17 protein-coding genes and 1 pseudogene are annotated in these 21390 nt (G+C 50.0%); 4 read left to right on the top strand and 14 right to left on the bottom strand.

Features of this window, described 5'->3' with window-relative positions:
* Positions 1–108: 108 nt before the first annotated feature.
* Positions 109–1908, top strand: coding sequence for an oligoendopeptidase F (pepF, locus tag AC3ARB_RS02575; protein WP_488321004.1), 1800 nt, complete (start codon positions 109–111; stop codon positions 1906–1908).
* Positions 1908–2381, top strand: a complete 474-nt coding sequence (locus tag AC3ARB_RS02570; protein ID WP_488321003.1) for a glutathione peroxidase — start codon at positions 1908–1910, stop codon at positions 2379–2381. Before pepF ends, AC3ARB_RS02570 begins: the two co-directional genes overlap by 1 nt.
* Positions 2382–2477: 96 nt before the next feature.
* Here AC3ARB_RS02570 and lepA read toward each other — a convergent pair whose 3' ends face one another.
* The 12 genes and pseudogenes from lepA to metG all read right to left on the bottom strand — a co-directional run bounded on the left by lepA (position 2478) and on the right by metG (position 18278).
* On the bottom strand, positions 2478–4310 hold the full coding sequence (gene lepA, locus AC3ARB_RS02565; protein ID WP_488321002.1) for a translation elongation factor 4: 1833 nt from the start codon (positions 4308–4310) through the stop codon (positions 2478–2480).
* 677 nt (positions 4311–4987) lie between these two features.
* Positions 4988–5713: pseudogene (locus tag AC3ARB_RS02560) on the bottom strand (ABC transporter ATP-binding protein); the annotation flags it as partial.
* Positions 5713–6528, bottom strand: a complete 816-nt coding sequence (locus AC3ARB_RS02555) for an ABC transporter permease (protein ID WP_488321001.1) — start codon at positions 6526–6528, stop codon at positions 5713–5715. The pseudogene AC3ARB_RS02560 and the gene AC3ARB_RS02555, both read right to left, overlap by 1 nt.
* A gap of 1 nt (position 6529) precedes the next feature.
* Positions 6530–8362: an adenylyl-sulfate kinase gene (gene cysC, locus AC3ARB_RS02550; RefSeq protein WP_488321000.1), complete on the bottom strand. Its 1833-nt coding sequence runs from the start codon at positions 8360–8362 to the stop codon at positions 6530–6532.
* A complete protein-coding gene (cysD, locus tag AC3ARB_RS02545; RefSeq protein WP_488320999.1) occupies positions 8362–9255 on the bottom strand; it encodes a sulfate adenylyltransferase subunit CysD in 894 nt (297 codons plus the stop codon). Before cysD ends, cysC begins: the two co-directional genes overlap by 1 nt.
* A gap of 20 nt (positions 9256–9275) precedes the next feature.
* Positions 9276–10046, bottom strand: a complete 771-nt coding sequence (locus tag AC3ARB_RS02540) for a sulfotransferase family 2 domain-containing protein (RefSeq protein WP_488320998.1) — start codon at positions 10044–10046, stop codon at positions 9276–9278.
* Between the two features lie 28 nt (positions 10047–10074).
* Entirely contained in the window at positions 10075–11031 is a 957-nt protein-coding gene (locus AC3ARB_RS02535) for a hypothetical protein (protein WP_488320997.1), read from the bottom strand.
* Between the two features lie 27 nt (positions 11032–11058).
* On the bottom strand, positions 11059–11826 hold the full coding sequence (cysQ, locus tag AC3ARB_RS02530; protein WP_488320996.1) for a 3'(2'),5'-bisphosphate nucleotidase CysQ: 768 nt from the start codon (positions 11824–11826) through the stop codon (positions 11059–11061).
* An 18-nt stretch (positions 11827–11844) separates the two neighbouring features.
* On the bottom strand, positions 11845–12585 hold the full coding sequence (locus tag AC3ARB_RS02525) for a sulfite exporter TauE/SafE family protein (RefSeq protein ID WP_488320995.1): 741 nt from the start codon (positions 12583–12585) through the stop codon (positions 11845–11847).
* Positions 12572–14377 (bottom strand): glycosyltransferase, encoded by a 1806-nt coding sequence (locus AC3ARB_RS02520; protein WP_488320994.1) that lies wholly within the window; start codon positions 14375–14377, stop codon positions 12572–12574. Before AC3ARB_RS02520 ends, AC3ARB_RS02525 begins: the two co-directional genes overlap by 14 nt.
* Positions 14377–16005: a glycosyltransferase gene (locus AC3ARB_RS02515; protein ID WP_488320993.1), complete on the bottom strand. Its 1629-nt coding sequence runs from the start codon at positions 16003–16005 to the stop codon at positions 14377–14379. Before AC3ARB_RS02515 ends, AC3ARB_RS02520 begins: the two co-directional genes overlap by 1 nt.
* A 221-nt stretch (positions 16006–16226) precedes the next feature.
* Positions 16227–18278, bottom strand: a complete 2052-nt coding sequence (gene metG / locus AC3ARB_RS02510; RefSeq protein ID WP_488321519.1) for a methionine--tRNA ligase — start codon at positions 18276–18278, stop codon at positions 16227–16229.
* 265 nt (positions 18279–18543) lie between these two features.
* Here metG and AC3ARB_RS02505 point away from each other — a divergent pair, with 265 nt between their 5' ends.
* Together AC3ARB_RS02505 and AC3ARB_RS02500 are read left to right on the top strand one after the other, a co-directional pair.
* Positions 18544–18990 carry a hypothetical protein gene (locus AC3ARB_RS02505; protein ID WP_488320992.1) on the top strand — a complete coding sequence of 149 codons (447 nt, stop codon included), beginning with the start codon at positions 18544–18546 and terminating at the stop codon, positions 18988–18990.
* A gap of 51 nt (positions 18991–19041) precedes the next feature.
* On the top strand, positions 19042–19263 hold the full coding sequence (locus tag AC3ARB_RS02500; RefSeq protein ID WP_488320991.1) for a hypothetical protein: 222 nt from the start codon (positions 19042–19044) through the stop codon (positions 19261–19263).
* Between the two features lie 59 nt (positions 19264–19322).
* Here the strand turns inward: AC3ARB_RS02500 and tsf are convergent, their stop codons facing one another.
* Positions 19323–20363: a translation elongation factor Ts gene (tsf, locus tag AC3ARB_RS02495; protein ID WP_488320990.1), complete on the bottom strand. Its 1041-nt coding sequence runs from the start codon at positions 20361–20363 to the stop codon at positions 19323–19325.
* 113 nt (positions 20364–20476) lie between these two features.
* Positions 20477–21256 (bottom strand): 30S ribosomal protein S2, encoded by a 780-nt coding sequence (rpsB, locus tag AC3ARB_RS02490; protein WP_488320989.1) that lies wholly within the window; start codon positions 21254–21256, stop codon positions 20477–20479.
* Positions 21257–21390 lie beyond the last annotated feature (134 nt).

Below are 21390 nucleotides of genomic sequence, written 5' to 3'. Positions count from 1 at the left end.
GCAAGTGCTTTCTTGGTAAAATTTAGTAAATTTTTAGAGACAGGCTAAAATAGGCAGTTCAACATTTTTTTGCTATAATGGTTTTATCAAAGAAAAAGGAGACTACTCATGAAACAACAAAATCGTTCGGAATTTCCAGAAGACCAACTCTGGGACTTGACTGCCCTCTTTGCTGACCAGGCTGCTTTTGAAACAGCTATCTCTGATACTCTGGCTGCCATCGCTGACTTTGCCAACCGCTACGAGGGCAAGCTGGTTAGCACAGCTGATTTTACCCAGGCTCTGATGGACTTGGAACAGATTAGCATCGCTATTAGTCACATTGGTGCCTATGGGTTCATGCCACAGACAACGGATTATGGTGACGAGACCTTTGCCCAGCTGGCTGCTGCCAGCGGTGACTTTATCACTAAGGCTCAGGTTGCCCTGGCTTTCTTTGACGCTGCTCTGGAAGCTGCTGACGATGCTGTCCTTGATGAGTTGGAAAGCAACCCTCACTTCAGCTCTGCTATTCGCAAGACAAAACTCCAGAAAAAATACGCCCTCAGCCCTGAGGTGGAAAAGGCCTTGACCAACCTGCGTGAGGTCTTTGGTGCCCCTGTGGACATCTACTCTAAGATGCGGGCGGGCGACTTTGCCATGGAGAGTTTTGAAGCGGGCGGCAAGACCTATGAGAATGGTTTTGTCCTCTACGAGAACTTCTACCAGAACCACGAGGATGCCGAGGTGCGTGAAAAAGCCTTCCGCTCCTTCTCAGCTGGTCTTCGCCAGCACCAAAATGCTGCTGCCGCAGCCTACCTGGCTCAAGTCAAATCGGAGAAAATCCAAGCCGATATGCGGGGCTATGCCAATGTTTTTGATTACCTTCTGTCCAAGCAAGAAGTGGACCGGGCCATGTTTGACCGCCAGATTGACCTGATTATGACTGAGTTCGGCCCTGTGGCTCAGAAATACCTCAAGCACGTGGCCAAGGTCAACGGTCTGGAAAAAATGACCTTTGCCGACTGGAAGCTGGACATCGACAACGAACTCAACCCTGAAGTGTCAATTGCTGACGCCTATGACCTAACCATGCAAGCCTGTGCCCCTCTTGGTGAGGACTACCTGGCAGCCATTCGGCCTTTTAACGAGGAGCGTTGGGTGGACTACGCCCCAAATACAGGCAAGGAGTCTGGCGGTTATGCCAACGACCCTTACCGTGTTCACCCATACATCCTCATGAGCTGGACTGGCCGCATGAGCGATGTTTATACCCTGGTGCATGAAATTGGCCACGCGGGTCAGTTCATCTTCTCCGACCGCAACCAAAGCTACTTTAACGCCCACATGTCCACCTACGGCGTGGAGGCCCCATCAACCCTCAACGAGCTTTTGCTCAGCGATCTGCTGGAAAACCAGTTTGACAACCCTCGCCAGAAACGCTTTGCCCTGGCCCACCGTCTGACCGACACCTACTTCCACAACTTTATCACCCACCTCTTGGAAGCCGCCTTCCAACGCCAGGTTTACACCTTGATTGAAGAAGGCAAGACCTTTGGTGCTGACCAGCTCAACGCCATCATGAAAGACGTTCTGACCCAGTTCTGGGGCGATGCCGTCGAGATCGATGACGATGCTGCTCTGACCTGGATGCGTCAAAGCCACTACTACATGGGCCTTTACAGCTACACCTATTCGGCTAGTTTGGTCATCTCAACCGCTGGCTACCTCAACATCAAAAACAAGCCTGAGGGAGCCGCCCAGTGGATGGAACTGCTCAAGTCTGGCGGCAGCAAGACCCCGCTGGACACCGCCCTCATCATCGGTGCCGACATTTCGACCGACAAGCCTCTGCGTGACACCATCGCCTTCTTGGACGAAACGGTTGACCAAATCATCGCCTACTCCAAAGAGCTGGGACAGGCCTAATGACCAGTTTCTATGATTTTACCATCACGTCCCTAGACGGCACAGCCAAATCCCTGGCTGATTACCGTGGCCAAGTGGTGCTCGTGGTCAACACGGCAACCAGCTGCGGCCTGACGCCCCAGTACAAGGAGCTGGAAGCCCTCTATCAGACCTATGTGGACCAAGGCTTCGTTGTCCTGGACTTCCCCAGCAATCAATTCCTCCAAGCCCTGGAAGACAGCCAGACCATCGACCAGATTTGCCAGCTAACCTATGGCACCAGTTTTCCCCGCTTTGCCAAGGTCATGGTCAATGGGCCAGAGGCTGACCCCCTCTTTGTCTGGCTCAAAAATCAGGCCAAGGGGCTCATGGGCGAGGCCATCAAATGGAACTTCACCAAGTTTCTGATTGGCCGTGACGGCCAGGTCATCAATCGCTTTGCCCCAACAACCAGCCCCAAAGACCTCGAACAAGTCATCAAAGACCAGCTCTAAACACGACATCCCCCACCAGTTTTTCTGGTGGGGGAGTCTTTGTTTATAGTTATACTCAGGAGCCTGCTATCGAAATCATCCAAAGCTAATGACGGTCTATTTCTTATCATCCTCATCCATGGACAGCACGCTCAGGAAGGCTTCCTGCGGCACTTCGACCGAACCGATGGCCTTCATGCGCTTCTTACCAGCTTTTTGTTTCTCCAAGAGCTTACGCTTCCGAGACACGTCACCGCCATAACACTTGGCCAAAACGTTCTTACGAAGGGCCTTGATGTCGCTTCTAGCCACGATTTTCTGGCCAATAGCCGCCTGGATTGGCACCTCAAACTGTTGGCGAGGGATGATTTTTTTAAGTTTCTCCACGATGATTTTCCCACGCTCGTAGGCAAACTCCTTGTGGACAATGAAGCTGAGCGCATCGACCTTGTCGCCGTTGAGGAGGATGTCCATCTTGACCAGTTTGGAGGTTCTGTACTCCGAAATCTCATAGTCAAAGCTAGCGTAACCACGGGTGGACGATTTGAGCTTGTCAAAGAAGTCAAAAACAATCTCCGCCAGTGGAATCTGGTAGATGACGTTGACCCGGTTGTCGTCAATGTAGTCCATGGTCACAAAGTCACCCCGCTTACGTTGGGCCAATTCCATGACCGCACCAACGTACTCTTGTGGCACCATGATTTGGGCCTTGACATAAGGCTCCTCGATGCTCTGCACACGAGTCGGGTCTGGGAACTCTGACGGGTTGGCCACTTCAACCATGTCACCATCTGTGGTATGAACATGATAAACTACCGACGGAGCGGTCATGATTAGGTCAATGTTGAACTCCCGCTCCAAACGCTCTTGGATAACGTCCATGTGAAGGAGACCCAAGAAGCCACAACGGAAACCAAAGCCCAGGGCTTGAGAGGTTTCTGGTTCAAATTGCAGACTGGCGTCGTTAAGTTGGAGTTTCTCCAAAGCCTCACGCAGGTCGTTGTACTTGTTGGATTCGATAGGGTAGATACCTGCAAAGACCATAGGGTTCATCTGTTTGTAACCCTCAAGCGGTTCAGAAGCAGGGTTTTTAGCCAGGGTCACCGTATCACCAACACGGGTATCGGCAACCGTCTTGATGGAGGCAGCGATGTAACCAACATCACCCGTCGCCAGGACATCACGGCCGATGGCTTTCGGTGTGAAAATCCCGACCTCGGTCACATCAAAGGTCTTGCCGTTGGACATCATCTGGATGGTGTCGCCAGGCTTGACCATACCGTTGACAATCCGCACCTGCAAGATTACCCCACGATAAGGGTCGTAGACCGAGTCAAAAATCAGGGCCTGAAGCGGGGCCTCCACATCACCAATCGGTGCTGGCACCTTCTCCACAATCTGCTCCAGGATATCCTCGATACCGATACCAGCCTTGGCTGAGGTCAGCACCGCTTCAGAAGCATCCAGACCAATCACGTCCTCAATCTCACCACGCACCCGCTCTGGGTCAGCAGCTGGCAGGTCAATCTTGTTGATAATGGGCAGGATTTCCAGGTCATTGTCCAAGGCCAGGTAAACGTTGGCCAGGGTCTGAGCCTCAATCCCTTGGGCCGCATCGACCACCAAGATAGCCCCTTCACAGGCTGCCAAGGAACGAGACACCTCATAGGTAAAGTCCACGTGTCCAGGCGTGTCAATCAAGTGGAAGGTGTAGGTTTCCCCATCCTTGGCGGTATAGTTGAGCTGGACAGCGTTGAGCTTGATGGTAATGCCACGCTCCCTCTCCAAATCCATGGAGTCCAAAAGCTGGGCCTGCATTTCCCGGCTAGAAACGGTCTCAGTCTTTTCCAAAATCCGGTCGGCCAGGGTTGATTTACCGTGGTCAATGTGGGCAATGATGGAGAAGTTACGAATCTTCTCCTGACGTTTTTTCAAATCTTCGATGTTCATGGGTAATCCTTTAGTCGTTTTCCCTCTATTATACCAAATTTTCTTCCATTTTTCCTCCAGCAAAAACTTTTCTTTCACTGGTCATCAACCAAACAAGAAAAGCCAGGCTCAGCGAACCCAGCTTGAGAAGAAGAACAACGATTTCTCAGGGCAAGCTGACCACTGTTATCAGACTGGAACCAGCTTGTTCAGGAACCGCTAACTTTCTTTTTCTACGAAGAACATCCAATAGCCATTGTTTATCTGTTCGTCCTCATCACGATAGGCAAACAGGCTATCAAGCACAAGTTTCTTATCATCTACTTGAAAACCCTCATCGCCCTTGGCCATTGCTTTCTAAAAATCAGAAACAAACAAGACATAGGTCTCTCTGCCTGCTTCCCAGAGCTGAGATAAGCGTTGAAATTGCTCAACTTCGGCGTCATATAAGTCATAATGAGAGTAAGCATGACTAGACGGGCTGGTAATAAGCGGTGGATCACTTTGGCCCACATCAGCACGACAGGTTGATAAGAGACTGGTTGCAGCAACTAGGCTGTAATAAATCAGCTTTTTCTCTCCATTTTAATCAAAAAAGCGACAGGTCCTCGATTTAAGCAAAGGTCTCCTGGTAACACTCGATTGCGTTCTCAATAAAACCGTTGCTGTTGGGCAGGTTTTTGGGGATGAACCCGTTCGGTGTAAATCTTGGCCACTTCTTCTGGCGAGCCGATGCAACTGATGTAGCCGTCTTCCAGGAAGAGGGCCTTGTTGCAGTAGTCCAGAACCGACTCCATGCTATGGGTGACCAGGACCGTGGTCTGGCCACTGGTTTTTCGAGCCATGAAATACTCGTGGCACTTTTCACGGAAGGCTTGGTCTCCGACAGCCAAAACTTCGTCTAGGATGAGGATGTCTCCGTGAGCCTGGATGGCCACGGAAAAGGCCAGCCGCACCCGCATACCGTTAGAATAAACCTCCAAGCGTTGGTCCATGAAGTCATGGAGTTCGGCAAAGGAAACGATGTCGTCATACATGGCATCCACTTCCTTGGTGTCAAAACCAAAGAGGGCACAGGCCAGGTAAACATTTTCCCGGCCGGTCAGGTTGGGGTTAAAGCCAACCCCAAGCTCGATAAAGGACACCAAGTCCCCGTTGACCGTCACGCTACCCCCATCTGGGGTGTAAATCTCAGTGATGATTTTCAAAAGGGTGGACTTGCCTGAGCCGTTGCGGCCAAGAATGCCGAAAAAGTCGCCTTTTTCCACCTCAAAACTGATGTCCTTGAGGACTTCCTGACGGACATAGCCCTTTTGGCCCTTGAGGCGGTCAATCAGTCGTCGCCTCATGGTTTTCCCCTTGGATACAGGGAGTTTGAACTGCTTTTTAACGTGTTCTACTTTAATAGCTGGGCTGGTCATCATTATAGAATCTCCGGAAATTTCTTAGAATAGGTCTTAAAGAGGAAGAGGCCGCCCACAAAGCAGAGCGGGGGAATCAGGTAGGGCACAGGCACCAAGAAGGGGTGCTGAATCAGCTGGGCGGCGGTCTGTGTTTCTGATCCCAGGAGCACATAGCGAGCGTCCTGAATCATCTGAGCCATAGGATTGAGCATCAGAATTCCCGCCACTTGCTCGTTGTAGGCCACAATCCGACTCATGGGATAGATAATGGGCACTGTGTACATGGTCACCTGCAGGAAAATGGTCCAAAGACTGGATATGTCCCTAAAGTAGGTATAGGCCACCGAGAGAAAGAGGGCCAGGCCTGTTGTCAAGAGCAAGAGTTCCAACAAGAGGGGCAAAAAGAACAGGTTCTTGACCGACAGGGACAAACCGCTCCCAAAAAAGAAGAGAATCAGCACCAGGAAGTTGTTGCCCAGGTTCAAGAGGGAGCCTGTCAGAGAGGAGAGGATGATGGCTAGGCTAGGCACCTTGGCCTTTTTGATCATCTCCCTGCGGCTCATAATCGCCGTCATGGCTTGGCTAGTCCCCTCTTGAAAGAAGGTCCACAGCATGGTGGCCAAAAAGAGGGCTAGGGGGAAGTTTTGCACCCCTTTTCCAAAACCCAGAAAGCGAGAAAAGACCATAAACCGGACACTAAAGAGCATGAGGGGCTTGATAAAGTCCCAAAAATGCCCTAAAAAACTGCCCTGATAGCGTAACTTGTAGTCTGTTCTGACCAAGGCCTTCCAAATCACCCAATGGCGTCTGCTAAAAAAGCCTACGTGCTTGTTCATGCTAAATCCCTTTCTGTAAGGCCGTCAGGGCCTTGATGAGTTCTTCTAAACTATCCCCGATGGCCTTGCCTACCGTGTCAATCACCACATCAGGTTGGCTCGGCACCTCGTAGGGGTCTTGAATGCCTGTCATATTAGTAATCTCGCCACGGCGGGCCTTCTGGTAGAGCCCTTTGACGTCCCGCTCCTCACAAGCTTCCAGAGAGGTGGACACGTAGACCTCAATAAAGTTGTCCGACCCGATAATCTGTCTGGCACAGTCACGGTCGTCTGCTGTCGGCGAAATGGTCGAGGTGATAGTGATCAGGCCTGCGTCGTTCATGAGCTTGGCCACCTCAGCCACCCGACGGATGTTCTCCAGGCGGTCAGCTGATGAAAAGCCCAGGTCCTTGCTGATACCAAAACGGATATTGTCCCCGTCCAGCAACATGGTGTGTCTACCCTTGGCAATCAGGTAGGTCTCCAAGGCATTGGCCAGGGTGGACTTGCCTGCCCCAGACAGGCCTGTAAACCAGAGGGTCAGCGGGGTCTGTCCCTTCTGGCCAGCTCGGTCTGCCTTGGTCACCAGGGTATCGTGATAGGTCAGGTTGCGAACGTCTTGCAGGCTCTCGGAAATGGTCCCACAAGCTGCCGTCATGTTGGTCAGCTTATCAATCAGGATAAAGCGTCCCAGCTCTGCCATGTCCCCAAAACGGCTAAAGGCAATGGCCTCAAAGGTGCTCAAATAGCAGTAGGCCAAATCGTTTTTGGCAATGCTGGCCACCTCTTGGGCCTGGCCGGTCGTGATGTCCGTCCGGTGCTTAATCTTGGTCACGATGGCGGAAATCAGCTTGGTCCCCAGCTTGAGGTAGTAGTGCTGGCCTGATCGCAGGGGCTCATCGCCCGTCCAAAGCAGCTGAACCGCAAAGCTGTTGCTGACCTGAACCAGAGACGAGGCCGTCAAAACGTCCCCTCTGGAAATGTCAATCTCCCGATCCAGCTCAACCGTCACCGCCTGGCCGACACTTGCCGTCTCGACAGCCTGATCGCCAGCGTAAAGACCTTTGACCTTGGCCGTCATCTGACCTGGCAGAACCTGCAAATCCTGCCCCAAAGTCAGGCGACCAGCTGCCAGCTGGCCCTGAAAGCCACGAAAATCGCTGTTGGGACGGGAAACCCGTTGGATAGGTAGGACCACTTCTGGTCCCTCCTTGTCCACCAAGTCCAAGTCCTCCAAATAAGGAAGCAAGGCCTGGCCCTGGTACCAGGTCATCTGGTCCGACTTAGCTAGGAGGTTGTCGCCCTTCTTGGCTGACAAGGGAATCATGGCATAGGTTGTCTGACGGTCAAACTGGTTCAAAAAGCTCTGCAATTCTGCCAAAATCCCCTCATAAACCGCCTGGTCATAGGCGACCAAATCCATCTTATTGAGGGCAAAAACATAGTGCTGGATGCCCATGAGCTGGCAAATCCGAAAATGCCGCTTGGTCTGGGAGCTCAGCCCCTTGGTCACGTCAATCAAAAGAATGGCACAGTCGGAAAAAGAGGCCCCAACCGCCATATTGCGGGTGTATTCCTCATGGCCAGGGGTATCAGCCACGATAAACTGCCGTTTCTCCGTTGAAAAATAGCGATAGGCCACATCAATGGTGATGCCTTGCTCCCGCTCGGCCACCAGGCCATCCAGAAGCAGGGCATAGTCCAGCTCACCATCCTGGCTGGTCACGCTGCTCTCCAACTCCAGAGCTTGTTCCTGGTCGGTGTAAATCATCTTGGACTCGTAAAGCAAGCGGCCAATCAAGGTCGACTTGCCATCGTCCACGCTGCCACAGGTGATAAAACGAAGTGTTTTCATCAGAAATAGCCCTCTCTTTTGCGTTTTTCCATGCTGGCCACACCCTGGTGGTCAATCACTCGACTGGTCCGCTCGGAAACGACTGCTCCCAGGGTTTCCTTGACCACGCTCGGCAAATCGGTAGCCTCAGACACCATCCCACCCGTCAGCGGGTAGCAGCCCAGGGTCCGAAAACGAATCATGCGGTTTTCAACAACCTCGTCCTCTCCGATGGGCAGGCGGTCATCGTCCACCAAAATCAGGTGGCCATCCCGCTCCACCACTGGCCGTTCCTTGGCAAAGTAGAGAGGCACGATGGGAATATTTTCCTGCTGGATGTACTCCCAGATGTCTTTTTCAGTCCAGTTGGACAGAGGGAAGACCCGAATACTCTCCCCCTGCTTGAGGCGGGTGTTGTAGAGGTTCCACATCTCAGGCCGCTGTTTCTTAGGGTCCCAGGCGTGGAACTCATTGCGGAAGGAAAAGACCCGCTCCTTGGCACGGGATTTCTCCTCGTCCCGTCTTGCCCCACCAAAGCAGGCATCGAAGCCATGTTGGTCTAAGGCTTGTTTTAGAGCCTCTGTTTTCATGATGTCGGTGTAGCTACTCCCATGATCAAAGGGGTTAATGCCCTTTGCCACACCTTCAGGATTGGTGTGAACGATTAGGTTCAAGCCCAGGCGTTCAGCTGTTTCATCACGGAAACGAATCATTTCCTTGAACTTCCAACCCGTATCCACATGGAGCAGGGGAAAGGGCGGCAGCTCAGGGTAAAAGGCCTTCATGGCCAGATGGAGCATGACCGAACTGTCCTTGCCAATCGAGTAAAGCATGACAGGGTTGGCACACTCGGCCACGACTTCTCTCATGATGTAAATAGCTTCCGCTTCTAACTGTTTTAAGTGCGTGGTCATGCTTATCCTTTCTTAATTCCCTACTCCTTGGCCCTCAGGTAGGCCAATAAATCCTGATAGGCCTCCTCATAGTCAAAGGCCTCAATGTCTTTCTGATAACGCTGGTAGACCAGCTCTGCTGTTTTCAAATCATAGTAGTCTCGCCAGTCGTCCTTAGGAGTTTGATTAAAATGCCCCAAGTCAGGTAGACCAGTCTTCTCTTGAATGTAAGCCCAGTCTGTCACTACTGATTCAAATTTGCCAATAAAATCAATAGGCAATCGCTCTTTGTTGAGAGGCATTTCATAAAGGCGAGTATACTGGCTAATAAAGTGGTACTCAGCAATGGTATCATCAATTTTAGAAACCCAGTAAGCAAAGTCCGCAAAAGATTCCGTTTCCCTTAAAATACCACCCATATAGTCACTATAAACTGACCAAAGATTCTGAGATTTTCTCCTAACCACCTTATCCTTATAGAGAGATACTAAGCGAGCAAAAGGATTACGAACAAATGCAAAGGTAAACTTGACTTCTTGAATCACTTCGTTACTAACATTATGTAAGGCAAAATTATCAGCCATAGCCTTATAAATCATATCCTTCTCAACGGGAATCCCAGCATCGGTCACCATCATTCGAGTAATAGAAGTGGATAAGACTTTGGGTGTTTCATAGTAACCGACCTTATAAGCAGGGTTCACATGAACCAAGCGATTTGTAGCCAATTTCCCTCGTGATTTAAGGTGGGCTTTTGTGATGTAAAAATAGGCTTTAAGAATACTAGGTCCTGTTGTTTGTCTTTGGGACATCATTATCTCCTTTTGATAAAGGTAGTTTCTACGGTAAAATCCGCTTTCCTTCTAAGTTTAATTGCTTGTAAATCGTTAAAATCTTCTCTGGAACAACCATATCCTTCGGTAGTCGTCCACGGTACTGACCATCATTCAAGGCAGACAAGTCAGCAACTCGATAAGGCTTATAATCTTCAACTACCTCAGACTCCCCCTTTCTCCTAATCTTGAGGTAAGGAAAATGCCAATTGCTCAAAACACTATAAATCCTATTTAATTTCCAAACCGCTAATAATCGTTCATAAACTGGAACATTTTGATCATTCACATACATGGTAAAAGGAGATTTAGGGATATTATCCCCATTATATAGAATCCAGTGATCACCTGGTTCTTGTAAATCCAGGATACCACATTCTCTTTTTTGACAGGCAAAAATATGGTCTCCTTCACAGTGGTGAATATTTAATCTACTAAGCATGATACAATCAGTTTTACGAAGGAGTAAACGAGACAAATCTTCGATACGGTCAGGAGCATAAACATGGTCACAATCCACCTTAATGACCCATTCATTTTTAGGAAGATGGTCCCAAATAGTATTATAATAGCTATCTAGTCGATGACTTGGATTTAGGGATAAATCTCGATAAGCCGAACTGCTTGAGGGCATCACCTTATGCGGATAGTGGACTGGAGTAAACTGAGGGTACTTCTCACAGAAAGCAAGGACGTAGTCTCTTGTCCCATCATCAGGCTCATCACTGTCATGAAAGCCAATCACACCACCTTTGACTACAGGCAAAATGCTCTTCAAAGAAACATCAATCGTCTTTATTTCATTATGAACCCTGATAAAGGCATAGGGCTTAATAGGTTTTCGCCACCGGTACAGCCAGAGCATTTTTTCGGTGATGTAAACAGGAAAACCAGGCCATAGGTAAAAGAGGACAAGATTCAACCAAGGGAGTTTCTTTAATAGCTTTTTTAAGATTTGTTTCATCATTCACTCCTAAAACCAGCAAGCTGATTAGTTTAGTCGATTTTTCTGCTTATTAATCGCATAAAATCCCCTCTCATTCAAAGAATCCTCCCGATTGTAGGTCATGGGGCTGTCGTCCATCTGGCGGAAGATTCCGCCTGCCTCCTCGACGATGCACTGCATGGCAGCCGTGTCCCACTCCATGGTCGGGTTGTGGCGGAAATAGATGTCTGCCTCCCCCTTGGCCACCAAACAGCCTTTCAGGGAACTCCCCATGGCCACAAAATCAGTCACACCATGCCTGCTCAATAACTCCTCCAACTCAGGAGCTTGATGGGAGCGACTGGCGACCGCACGCAACTTGGAAGTTCGACTAGAAACCTGCAGGCGGATTGGGGACTGACCGTCTTTCTCCAGAAAGGCTCCCTTGCCTTGTTCCGCATAGTAGAGCTCGTCCAAGACAGGGGCGTAAATCACCCCGAGAACAGGCTGGCCCTGATGGGCCAGGGCGATATTGACCGTGAACTCGCCGTTTTTCTTGATGAACTCCTTGGTGCCGTCCAGAGGGTCCACGATAAAGCACCAGTCATTGGTCAGGCGGTCCAGATTGTCCTTTTCCTCTTCGGATAAAATGGCAAAGCTGGGAAAGGCCGCTCGCAGGCCTGCCACAATGATGGCATTGGCTGCCAAATCAGCCGCAGTCAGGGGCGACTGGTCGGCTTTAGAGACTTCCTGACCTGGTTCAAACTGGTCGTAAATCGCTAAGATGGCCTGGCCAGCCTGTCTGGCCAAGTCCTTAATCACCGCTAGGGTCATGTCAACACTCCTTTGTCATCAGGCCGCCAAGAGGCGGTAGGCATTAAGCAAGATAATCACCGTCCCCACAATCAGAAAGAGGAAACGGGGCTTGAGTTTGGTCACCAAGTAAGCGGCCAAGGGGGCGGCCAAGAGGCCTCCCAGCATAAGACCCAGGATAACCAAACCATACCGCTGCAAATCCGCCAGGCCATAGGCCACAAAAAAGAGGGTTTGCAGGCTGGTCACGAAAAATTCTGCCGCATTGGCACTGCCGATAACCGTCCGTGGGGTCGGCGACTGGGCCAAGAGGTGGGTGGTCACAATAGGTCCCCAGCCACCGCCACCAATGGCATCTAAAAAACCACCGAAAAAGCCGATAAGGGGCACTTGTGAGGGTTTGGGCGGCAGCATCTTGGGCCGAAAGGCCTTGGACAGGATATAAATCCCCATCACCAAGAGGTAGCCATCAATCAGTCGATCCAGGGCTGGTACCCATTGATACCGCAGGGCTAAAATCCCCAGGAGGCCACCTAGCACACCGCTGATACTCAGACGGTAAAAGAGTTGCTTGTCAATATTGCCCAAACGAAAATGGGCCAAGCCTGAAAAGAGGGTGGTGAAGACCTCGGCCACGTGGATGCAGGCCGTGCTGATCAGGGAAGGCACCCCCAGCGACCGCAAAAAGGTGCTGCAAGACAGGCCGTAGGCCATGCCCATGGCCCCGTCAATCAGCTGGGCTAGAAAACCAACAAGCACATACAAACTAAAGTCCAGCACTGCTCTTTTCCTTCTCCTCCAAATAAGTCACTAAGTCTCGGTAGGCGTCTTGGTAACCAAAGACCTCGACGTCTTTTTGATAACGCTGGTAGACCATCTGGGCCAACTCCAGAGTGTAGTAGTCCCGCCAGTCGCTCTTAGCCGTCTGGTTGCGGACAGGCAAATCTGGCAAGGCCACCCGCTGCTGAACCTCTTTCCAGTCCTCAGTCAGGTGCTCAAATCGCCCGATAAAATCAGCGTAGCATTGGCCCTCAGGCCCATAAACCAGAACATGCTGGCTGACCAGATGGGTGTCCGCCCATTTGTCCGAAATCCGAACAGGACCCTTTCGCACAAAATAGTCAAAGCCCCTGTCCTTTTTGAAATAACCAAAGAGGTAAACCTTGAAGGTTGACCAGACTTTCTTGCTATGGTACATATTTTTGTAGGTGGACACCACCCGCTCAAAGGGGTTACGAACAAAGACAAAGCTAAAGTCAGGCAGGGCAACACCGGGTTCAATTGGTCTGACAAAATACTGGCTGAAGTGTATATGGATGTCATTTTGGTACAGGTTAGCCATGCTACCACCATTGGCCAAAAGTAGAGCCTCCTTGATGGAGGTTGAGGCCACCTTGGCATTGTCTAGGTAGCAAACACCCAACTGAGGCAAATGAGCATACCGCCCAATGGTGTTACCAAAATAACCTGTCCGCTGGACTTGAGCCAAACCCTCACGAAAAGCTGGTAGGCGGTTGCGACGATTCCCAGTTTCCTTTAAAAAACCTCTCATCACCCCTCTTGGCCATTGATACCAAACACTGTTCTTAAATCGATTATCTAAAGGTAATAACACCTGTTGCCAACACTTTTTCTTACAACGTTTAAGAAAATGCCAGATAGGTATCCCCCACTGATAAAGGAAGTAGGCTTTCAAATACCGAGTTTTATCTTTCAAAGAAAGGTAAGAAAAATCTTTCCAGTAGTCTCTCGCAATTTGTTTCAAAAGAGCCCAGTCACCTCTATCAGCTGCCTTTCCAAGATAGTGAGCCTTTACTGTAAACTGACGACTCCTAATCACATCAACCAAGGTTGAATCATTGCCAAACAAAAGAGCACTAGATGCCAAGGCCTCCAAATGATGTTGATACATTTCTAGAGATAGAGCAGATGATGCATTGCCTGAACGCTGATAAAAATAATGGTATACTAATTTAGAATCCAGAGCAGCCCTATTAACTAAATGATACAACTGAGGTTGGAAAAAAGCATCCTCTACTAGCTTACCGTTTGGGAAACGTAGAGTACTCAATAAATCACGGTGAATGAATTTACCCGCCCCTAAAGCAAGCGACCGATGTTCTGTATACATCATTCGGATAATATCTGTCGATGACCAAACTCCACGCGAAAAAGTTGAGGTTTGATTTATACCACCTTCGCTATTATAATAAACAACTCCGCCCACAGCCAGCTTGGTCTGAAACTCCTGGGTCAAGGCGTAAAGACTGGCCACTGCATCAGGCGTCACCCAGCCATCCGCATCAACAAAGAAGAGGTAGTCTCCCTTGGCCTCATCAAGGCCCTTGTTGCGGGCAGCGGCGGCCCCTTGATTGGTTTGGGTCAAAACCCGAACCCGAGCATCCGCCTGAACCAAGTCACGCACCTTATCTAAACTACCGTCCGTGGAGCCGTCATCAATGAGAAGCACCTCAAGGTTGGTATAGGTCTGCTGGCAGACGCTCTCCAAACAGGCACCAAGGTAGTCGGCCACGTTATAAACAGGGATGATCACACTGACTAAGGGCTGCATTAGCGGTTCCTTTCTTTTAGATAGGCCAAGAGGTCCTGATAGGTGTCCTCATAGCCCAACAGCTTGATGTCCTCACGGTAGTAGGCCGCCACCTGCTGGGCCAGGGCCGTGGTGTAATGGTCTCGCCAGTCGGTCTTGACCGACTGGATTTTATGGGGCAGGGCTGGCAAGTCATGCTCCTGGGCCAGGCTGGCATAATCCTCACGGATGGTCTCCACCTTACCCACGTAGTCTAGCACGAGCTGACCATCCTTATAAAAAATCGGGTGCTGATAGGCCAGGTGACCCTCCAGGAATTGGGGTGGAATTTTAGTCACCCGTTGGACAAATTGGTCAAAACTCTTGGACGACTTGAGCCAGCCAAAGAGATAAATGTCAAAGGCCTGGTCTGCTGCCTGAACCACCTTGTTTTCATAGCAGGACACCAGTCGCTTGAAGGGGTTAATAGCAAAGCTAAAATGTTTATAAGCCTCTGTGGGCTGACCAGGGCTAGACAAGAGGGCACGAGCCTTGGCAAACTTGTCCTCCCCATCCATGGGCAGGCCATGCTCAACAGCCAAGAGGACGGTTTCGATACTGGATGAGGCCGCCTTGAAGTTAACATGGTAAGCCAGACCAGCCTTGTCCGAGTAAAAAATAGGAGGATTAGCCAAATCTTGACCTGACCGCCAGACCTTGAAGAGTTGGTAAGCCGATGCCAAACGCCTCCATGTGGTCCAACCCAAAAGTTCTTTAAGCCAGGACAAACCATAAGTTCTGATAGCTCCTAGCTTGCCCTTCCAGGTCAGGCGACCAAAACCGTACCAGTAGGACTTGCGGGCTAAGCGACAGAGTTCTTGGTCCTCATTGATGACCCCATGTTGCCAGATGGTTCGAGTGTAGTTTCGGTATTTTTTTAGAGCAGTCTGGCCGGATAGGCCGTGAGCTTCTAAGACCTGGTATTTTTCCCTAAAAGCGTCAAGCACTTCAGCATTTTTCAAAGTAAAACGAGAGGTCATAATAGAACCAGGACGGTCCACATAGTGGTAGACCAAGTGGGGGATGGTAACAACATACCCTGCAACCAAATAGAGCTTATAGGTGGTGTACTCGTCTTCGTGAAGTTTGCCGACAGGGTAGCGAATGCCCTCAAAAAGATGGCGGGCGTAAAGCTTGCCCCAGGCAGTGATTGTCACGGTGTTATGGGGCACCGAAGGCGTCGCCTCAATCAAGGCTAGGCGGTCCAAGACCTCTTCTGTAAAGCAAATGGGTTCGCGACCATCCCAGGCAATACTGCCGATGGCCAAGGGAACTTGATGCTTGACCAGGGCCTGGTAGAGGTCAGAGATAGCATCTGGATAAAGGCGATCATCCGAATCCACAAAGGTCACATAAGCCCCAGTCGCTCGGTCCAAGCCAACATTTCTAGCCGCAGACAGGCCTTGATTGGTCTGGCGAAGCAGTTGGATACGGCCATCAGCCGCAACCAAATCCGCAACCCGCTCCAAACTGTCATCTGTCGAGCCATCATCAACCAAGATGATCTCCAGATTGGTGTAGGTCTGCTGACAAATACTGCCCAAGCAGGCCCCAATATAGTCGGCCACATTGTAAATCGGCACAATCACACTAATCAAAGGTCGCGACATCTCATCTCTCTTTCCTAACAAAAACAGCCTAGTCTGATAAAAGCCCCCTCCCAAACATTTTCCGGCAAGCCGGTAGTTTTTTTTTTTTGGGGGGTCTCTGGGATTTTGTCTATCTTTTAATTATAGCATAAATCAAAGGTTTTTTCCCGACCTAACTCTTTGAAATCTCAGTGAGAACACAAAGAATCTCAGTCTTAGACTAAGATTCTTACTTTATTCGTTTACCCCACCAAACTGCCATTGGGCACGCTTGGGTCAACGGTCAAAAGGGTCAGGTTACCGTCATGCTCAGCCGACAGAATCATGCCCTGGCTGAGGAGGCCCATCATCTTGCGGGGCTTGAGATTGGCCACGATTTGCAGTTTCTTGCCGACCAACTCCTGCTCATTTGGATAAAACTTAGCAATACCAGACAGGATTTGTCGGTCTTGGCCGTCACCAGCGTCCAGGCGGAACTGGAGGAGCTTGTCAGAACCCTCGACTTTCTTGACTTCCTTGACCTCGGCCACGCGGATTTCCACGGCATCGAAGTCCTCGAATTTGATGGCTGCCTTGCTGTTCTTGAGCTCCACCTTGGCTGGGTCCCACTCAGTTTCTTCTTCTGGGTCAATAGCAGAGCCGCCACCCATTTGGGCCTTGATATAGCTGATTTCTTCTTCCATATCCAGACGTGGGTAGATTGGGGTGCCCTTGGCAACAACTGTCAAGTCAGCTGGCAGGTCTGAGAAGGTCAAACCATCCAGGCTAGACACTGCTGGCAAGCCAAGCTGGCTCATGATAGCTGCTGAGGTAGTCATCATAAATGGCTCAATCAAATGAGCAACCACACGCAGGCTAGCCACCAGATGGCTCATGACAGCAGCCAACTGAGCCTTGTCGCCGTCTTCCTTGGCCAGGACCCATGGGGCTGTTTCGTCGATGTACTTGTTGGTCCGAGCAATCAGGTTCCAGACTGCCTCAAGGGCACGTGGGTAGTCAACGGCTTCCATGTTGGTCTGATAGTCGCTGATGGCCTGCTCTGCCATTGCCACCAAATCCCCATCAAAGGCGGTCGCACCAGCCGTCAGGCTAGGCACCTGGCCGCCGAAGTACTTGTTAACCATGGCGATCGTGCGGTTGAGGAGGTTGCCCAGGTCGTTGGCCAGCTCGTAGTTGATACGGGCCACGTAATCCTCAGGGGTGAAGGTCCCGTCAGACCCGACTGGGAGGCTCCGCATGAGGTAGTAACGCAGGGCATCCAGGCCGTAACGCTCGACCAGGGGCTCAGGGTAAACCACGTTGCCCTTGGACTTGGACATCTTGCCGTCCTTCATGACGAACCAGCCGTGGGCAATCAGGCGGTCGGGCAGCTTCATGTCCAGCATCATGAGCATGATTGGCCAGTAGATGGAGTGGAAGCGGAGGATGTCCTTACCAACCATGTGGAAGACCGTTCCCTTCCAGAACTTATCGTAGTTTTCTGTCTTTTCTTGGCCATAGCCCAGCGCTGTGGCATAGTTGAGCAGGGCATCAATCCAGACATACACCACGTGTTTGGGGTTGCTTGGGACAGTCACGCCCCAGGTAAAGCTGGTCCGAGACACGGCCAAGTCTTCCAAACCAGGCTCGATGAAGTTTTTCAGCATCTCGTTCAAACGCCCTTTTGGCTGAATGAAATCTGGATTGGCCTTAAAGAACTCGACCAGCTTGTCCTGGTACTTGCTGAGGCGGAGGAAATAAGACTCCTCAGATACCCAAACCACTTCGTGACCTGATGGGGCAATACCGCCGGTCACCTTGCCAGTCTCGTCACGGAAAACCTCAGTCAATTGGCTCTCGGTGAAGAACTCCTCGTCAGAGACCGAGTACCAGCCCGCATACTCACCCAGATAGATGTCGTCCTGCGCCAGCAATTTTTCAAAAACGCTAGCAACAACAGCCTCGTGGTAATCGTCAGTCGTGCGGATAAAGTGGTCGTACTGGATGTCCAGGAGGTTCCAGAGTTCCTTGACCCCAACCGCCATCTTGTCCACATAGGTCTGCGGGTCCAGGCCAGCATCCTTGGCCTTCTCTTCAATCTTTTGGCCGTGCTCATCAAGGCCAGTCAGGTAGAAGACCTCGTGGCCCATGAGGCGCTTATAGCGGGCCAAAACATCGCAGGCGATAGTGGTGTAGGCAGACCCGATGTGGAGCTTGCCAGACGGGTAGTAAATCGGTGTCGTAATGTAAAATGGTGCTTTTGTCATCATAAAATCCTTTCGTCCAGACAAATGGGCCTGGGTAGTCCATTTTATTATAGCACAAATCAGGCCAATCCTCTAGCTAATACCAGCCTAAAAATTGGTGGAGCTGGTTTTCCAGCTCAGGAAAAAGGTTAAGCAGGGCAAGCCCCAAGAGAGCCACAGTCAGCAGGGTCAGAAATAAGTTTTTCACCTTAATAGCCTCCAAAGGGGTTTCTTCAATCTAACATAGTAGAGGAAACTTGTCCATGATTGGCTATGAAACGACAGCATTGACCATGACCGCTATTTGCGATAAACTAAGTTCAAGGAGAATCCCATGTTAGAGTTTCATCGTACCTTAAACCAAATCACCGTCCACTATCATAAGCAAGCCCTGGGCCACATCACCCTCTATAGCAACCCCTATCACCAGGGAAAAACCTACCTGACCTTAGACTTACTGAGCTTTCCCTTGGATATGGCAGAGCTGCTCTTTCAGTCCCTGCTCCAGGAGAGTGGGCTCGGTTTTCAGGTCATGCTCTCCTCTGATGACCGGGAGAAAATTGCCTTCCTAACCGCAGGTGGCTTTACGCGTCGCCGCAGGTGTTTTGAGTTGGAACTCAACCGACCTCATCTGCTTGAACCAGGCTTAGCACACCCCATTCACAAGGCCAGACGGGGACAGGATGACTTCTCTACGTCTGCCCAGCTCATGTTTTCGCATTACCAAGCGACTCATCAAGCCATTAACCCATGGACAACTGGATCAGAACGGTTTGAGTAACTTCTCCCTGACACGGTCTTCTATACTAAGCAAGACGGTCAGGTCACCAACTTGGCTTTTGTTGAGGACAATGAAATTGCCTACATGACTGGACGGGACTTACAGGACTTTCAATCGTTTATCAACCAAGTCATCAAGTCCCTCTTTAGCCAGTATGAGATCATCACCACCGAAGTTGATGATTGTGACCCCTATGCCATGACCCTAATAGGTTTCTGTAAAACTCCTCCCCCAAACAGCTGGGACACCTATCTCCTAGACAAAATCACCTAAACCGCTCTGCTATGTTCAAAAAAACAGACCCCAAGGGCCTGTTTTTCTAATATCTTAAATTAGTTTTTCAAAGCAGCAGCCATTGTCGCAGCAACTTCTGCTTCAAAGTCGTTTGAAGCTTTCTCGATACCCTCACCAACTTCAAAGCGGGCGAATGTAGGGATAGAAGCACCAACGCTGTTCAGGTAAGCCTCAACAGTCTTGCTGTCGTCCATGATGTAAACTTGAGCAAGAAGGGTGTAGGCTTGGTCAACTTGAGTGTTGTCAAGCATGAAGCGGTCCAGTTTACCTGGCAAGATTTTGTCCCAGATTTGCTCTGGTTTGCCTTCAGCAGCCAACTCAGCCTTGATGTCAGCCTCTGCTTGAGCGATGATGTCATCAGACAACTGAGCTTTTGAACCGTACTTCAAGAATGGCAGAGCTGGTTTGCCAACCATGGCACGGCTCTCGTTGTCCAATTCAATCTTGTGGTTGAGTTGAGCCAACTCGTCCTTGATGAACTGCTCATCCAACTCTTTGTAAGACAATACAGTTGGTTTCATGGCAGCGATGTGCATTGACACTTGCTTAGCAAGGGTCTCGTCGCCACCCTCGATAACTGAGATAACACCGATACGGCCGCCGTTGTGCTGGTAAGCACCGAAGGCTTGAGCGTCAGTTTTCTCAATCAAAGCAAAGCGACGGAATGAGATTTTCTCACCAATCGTTGCAGTGGCGTTGATGTAAGCTGCTTCCAAGGTTTCGCCGTTTGACAGGGTCACTTTTTGAGCTTCCTCGTCGTTAGCTGGTTTTTGCTCAGCGATTGCTTTTGCAGTTTCGTTTACCAAGTCAACAAATTGGGCGTTTTTAGCAACGAAGTCAGTTTCAGCGTTAACTTCAACAACAGCTGCCACGTTACCGTTAACGTAAACACCAGTCAAGCCTTCAGCCGCAACACGGTCAGCCTTCTTAGCGGCCTTAGCCATACCTTTTTCACGCAAAAGCTCAATCGCTTTGTCGATGTCACCGTCAGTTTCAACCAGGGCTTTCTTAGCGTCCATAACGCCAGCACCTGATTTTTCACGCAATTCTTTTACCAAAGCTGCAGTAATTTCTGCCATTTTAGGTCTCCTTCTTTATAAAAGGGCGAGGGCAAGGCCCCGCCCTAAGGTTTTAGTTACTTGTTTAGGTGTTTTGGGTCAATAGCAGAGCTACTTGACCTAAACAGGGGTGATTAGTTGTTACCTTCAACAACGTCAACCAATTCTTCGATTGACTCAGCAGAAGCAGGCTCAGCAGCCAACTCAGCTTCAACAGCAGCAACTGAATCCTCACCTTGGCGGCCTTCGATAACCGCGTCAGCCAATTTAGCTGTGATGAGTTTAACAGCACGAATCGCGTCGTCGTTAGCTGGGATGATCACATCGATATCGTCTGGATCAGCGTTGGTGTCAACCATGGCCACAACAGGGATACCAAGTTTCTTAGCTTCTTTAACAGCGATTTGCTCTTTGTGTGGGTCAACCACGTACATCACGTCTGGGATGCGTGGCATGTCAGCGATACCGCCCAAGAATTTCTCAAGACGAGCGCGTTGCTTGTTCAACAAAGCAACTTCTTTCTTAGGAAGAACCTCGAAAGTACCGTCTTCTTCCATGCGGTTGATTTCTTTCAAGCGAGCGATACGTTTTTGAATTGTGCCCCAGTTAGTGAGGGTACCACCCAACCAACGGTGGTTGATAAAGTATTGACCAGCACGAGTAGCTTCTTCTTTAACCGCTTCAGATGCTTGTTTCTTCGTACCAACGAACAAGATAACAGCGTCGTTAGCTGCAGCGTCACGCATGAAGTCGTAAGCTTGGTCAGCCAATTTAACCGTTTGTTGCAGGTCGATAACGTGGATACCGTTACGCTCTGTGAAGATGTACTTGGCCATCTTAGGGTTCCAGCGACGAGTCTGGTGACCAAAGTGAACACCAGCTTCGAGCAATTGTTTCATTGAAATTACTGCCATGAGTATTTCTCCTTTTTGTTTTTTCCCTCTTTCAGATTTCAACTTGCAGGCCCACCACAAGGGCAACAGGACCACAATTCATCCAAAATGAGTATTTGTTGTTGTCACAACTCTCTTATCTTACCAAAAAATGA

This window comes from Streptococcus sp. ZY171113, from assembly GCF_057748235.1.
Note: the sequence above shows the minus strand (reverse complement) of the source record. Positions and strands in the feature narration are given on the sequence as shown.

Bases quoted from the DNA above. Each gene is read 5' to 3' on its own strand.
- cysQ (WP_488320996.1), bottom strand. From the start codon at position 11,826: ATGACCCTAGCGGTGATTAAGGACTTGGCCAGACAGGCTGGCCAGGCC.
- lepA (WP_488321002.1), bottom strand. From the start codon at position 4,310: ATGAACATCGAAGATTTGAAAAAACGTCAGGAGAAGATTCGTAACTTC.
- AC3ARB_RS02555 (WP_488321001.1), bottom strand. From the start codon at position 6,528: ATGAACAAGCACGTAGGCTTTTTTAGCAGACGCCATTGGGTGATTTGG.
- AC3ARB_RS02570 (WP_488321003.1), top strand. From the start codon at position 1,908: ATGACCAGTTTCTATGATTTTACCATCACGTCCCTAGACGGCACAGCC.
- AC3ARB_RS02535 (WP_488320997.1), bottom strand. From the start codon at position 11,031: ATGAAACAAATCTTAAAAAAGCTATTAAAGAAACTCCCTTGGTTGAAT.
- cysD (WP_488320999.1), bottom strand. From the start codon at position 9,255: ATGACCACGCACTTAAAACAGTTAGAAGCGGAAGCTATTTACATCATG.
- rpsB (WP_488320989.1), bottom strand. From the start codon at position 21,256: ATGGCAGTAATTTCAATGAAACAATTGCTCGAAGCTGGTGTTCACTTT.
- AC3ARB_RS02520 (WP_488320994.1), bottom strand. From the start codon at position 14,377: ATGCAGCCCTTAGTCAGTGTGATCATCCCTGTTTATAACGTGGCCGAC.
- AC3ARB_RS02540 (WP_488320998.1), bottom strand. From the start codon at position 10,046: ATGTCCCAAAGACAAACAACAGGACCTAGTATTCTTAAAGCCTATTTT.
- pepF (WP_488321004.1), top strand. From the start codon at position 109: ATGAAACAACAAAATCGTTCGGAATTTCCAGAAGACCAACTCTGGGAC.
- cysC (WP_488321000.1), bottom strand. From the start codon at position 8,362: ATGAAAACACTTCGTTTTATCACCTGTGGCAGCGTGGACGATGGCAAG.
- AC3ARB_RS02515 (WP_488320993.1), bottom strand. From the start codon at position 16,005: ATGTCGCGACCTTTGATTAGTGTGATTGTGCCGATTTACAATGTGGCC.
- tsf (WP_488320990.1), bottom strand. From the start codon at position 20,363: ATGGCAGAAATTACTGCAGCTTTGGTAAAAGAATTGCGTGAAAAATCA.
- AC3ARB_RS02505 (WP_488320992.1), top strand. From the start codon at position 18,544: ATGTTAGAGTTTCATCGTACCTTAAACCAAATCACCGTCCACTATCAT.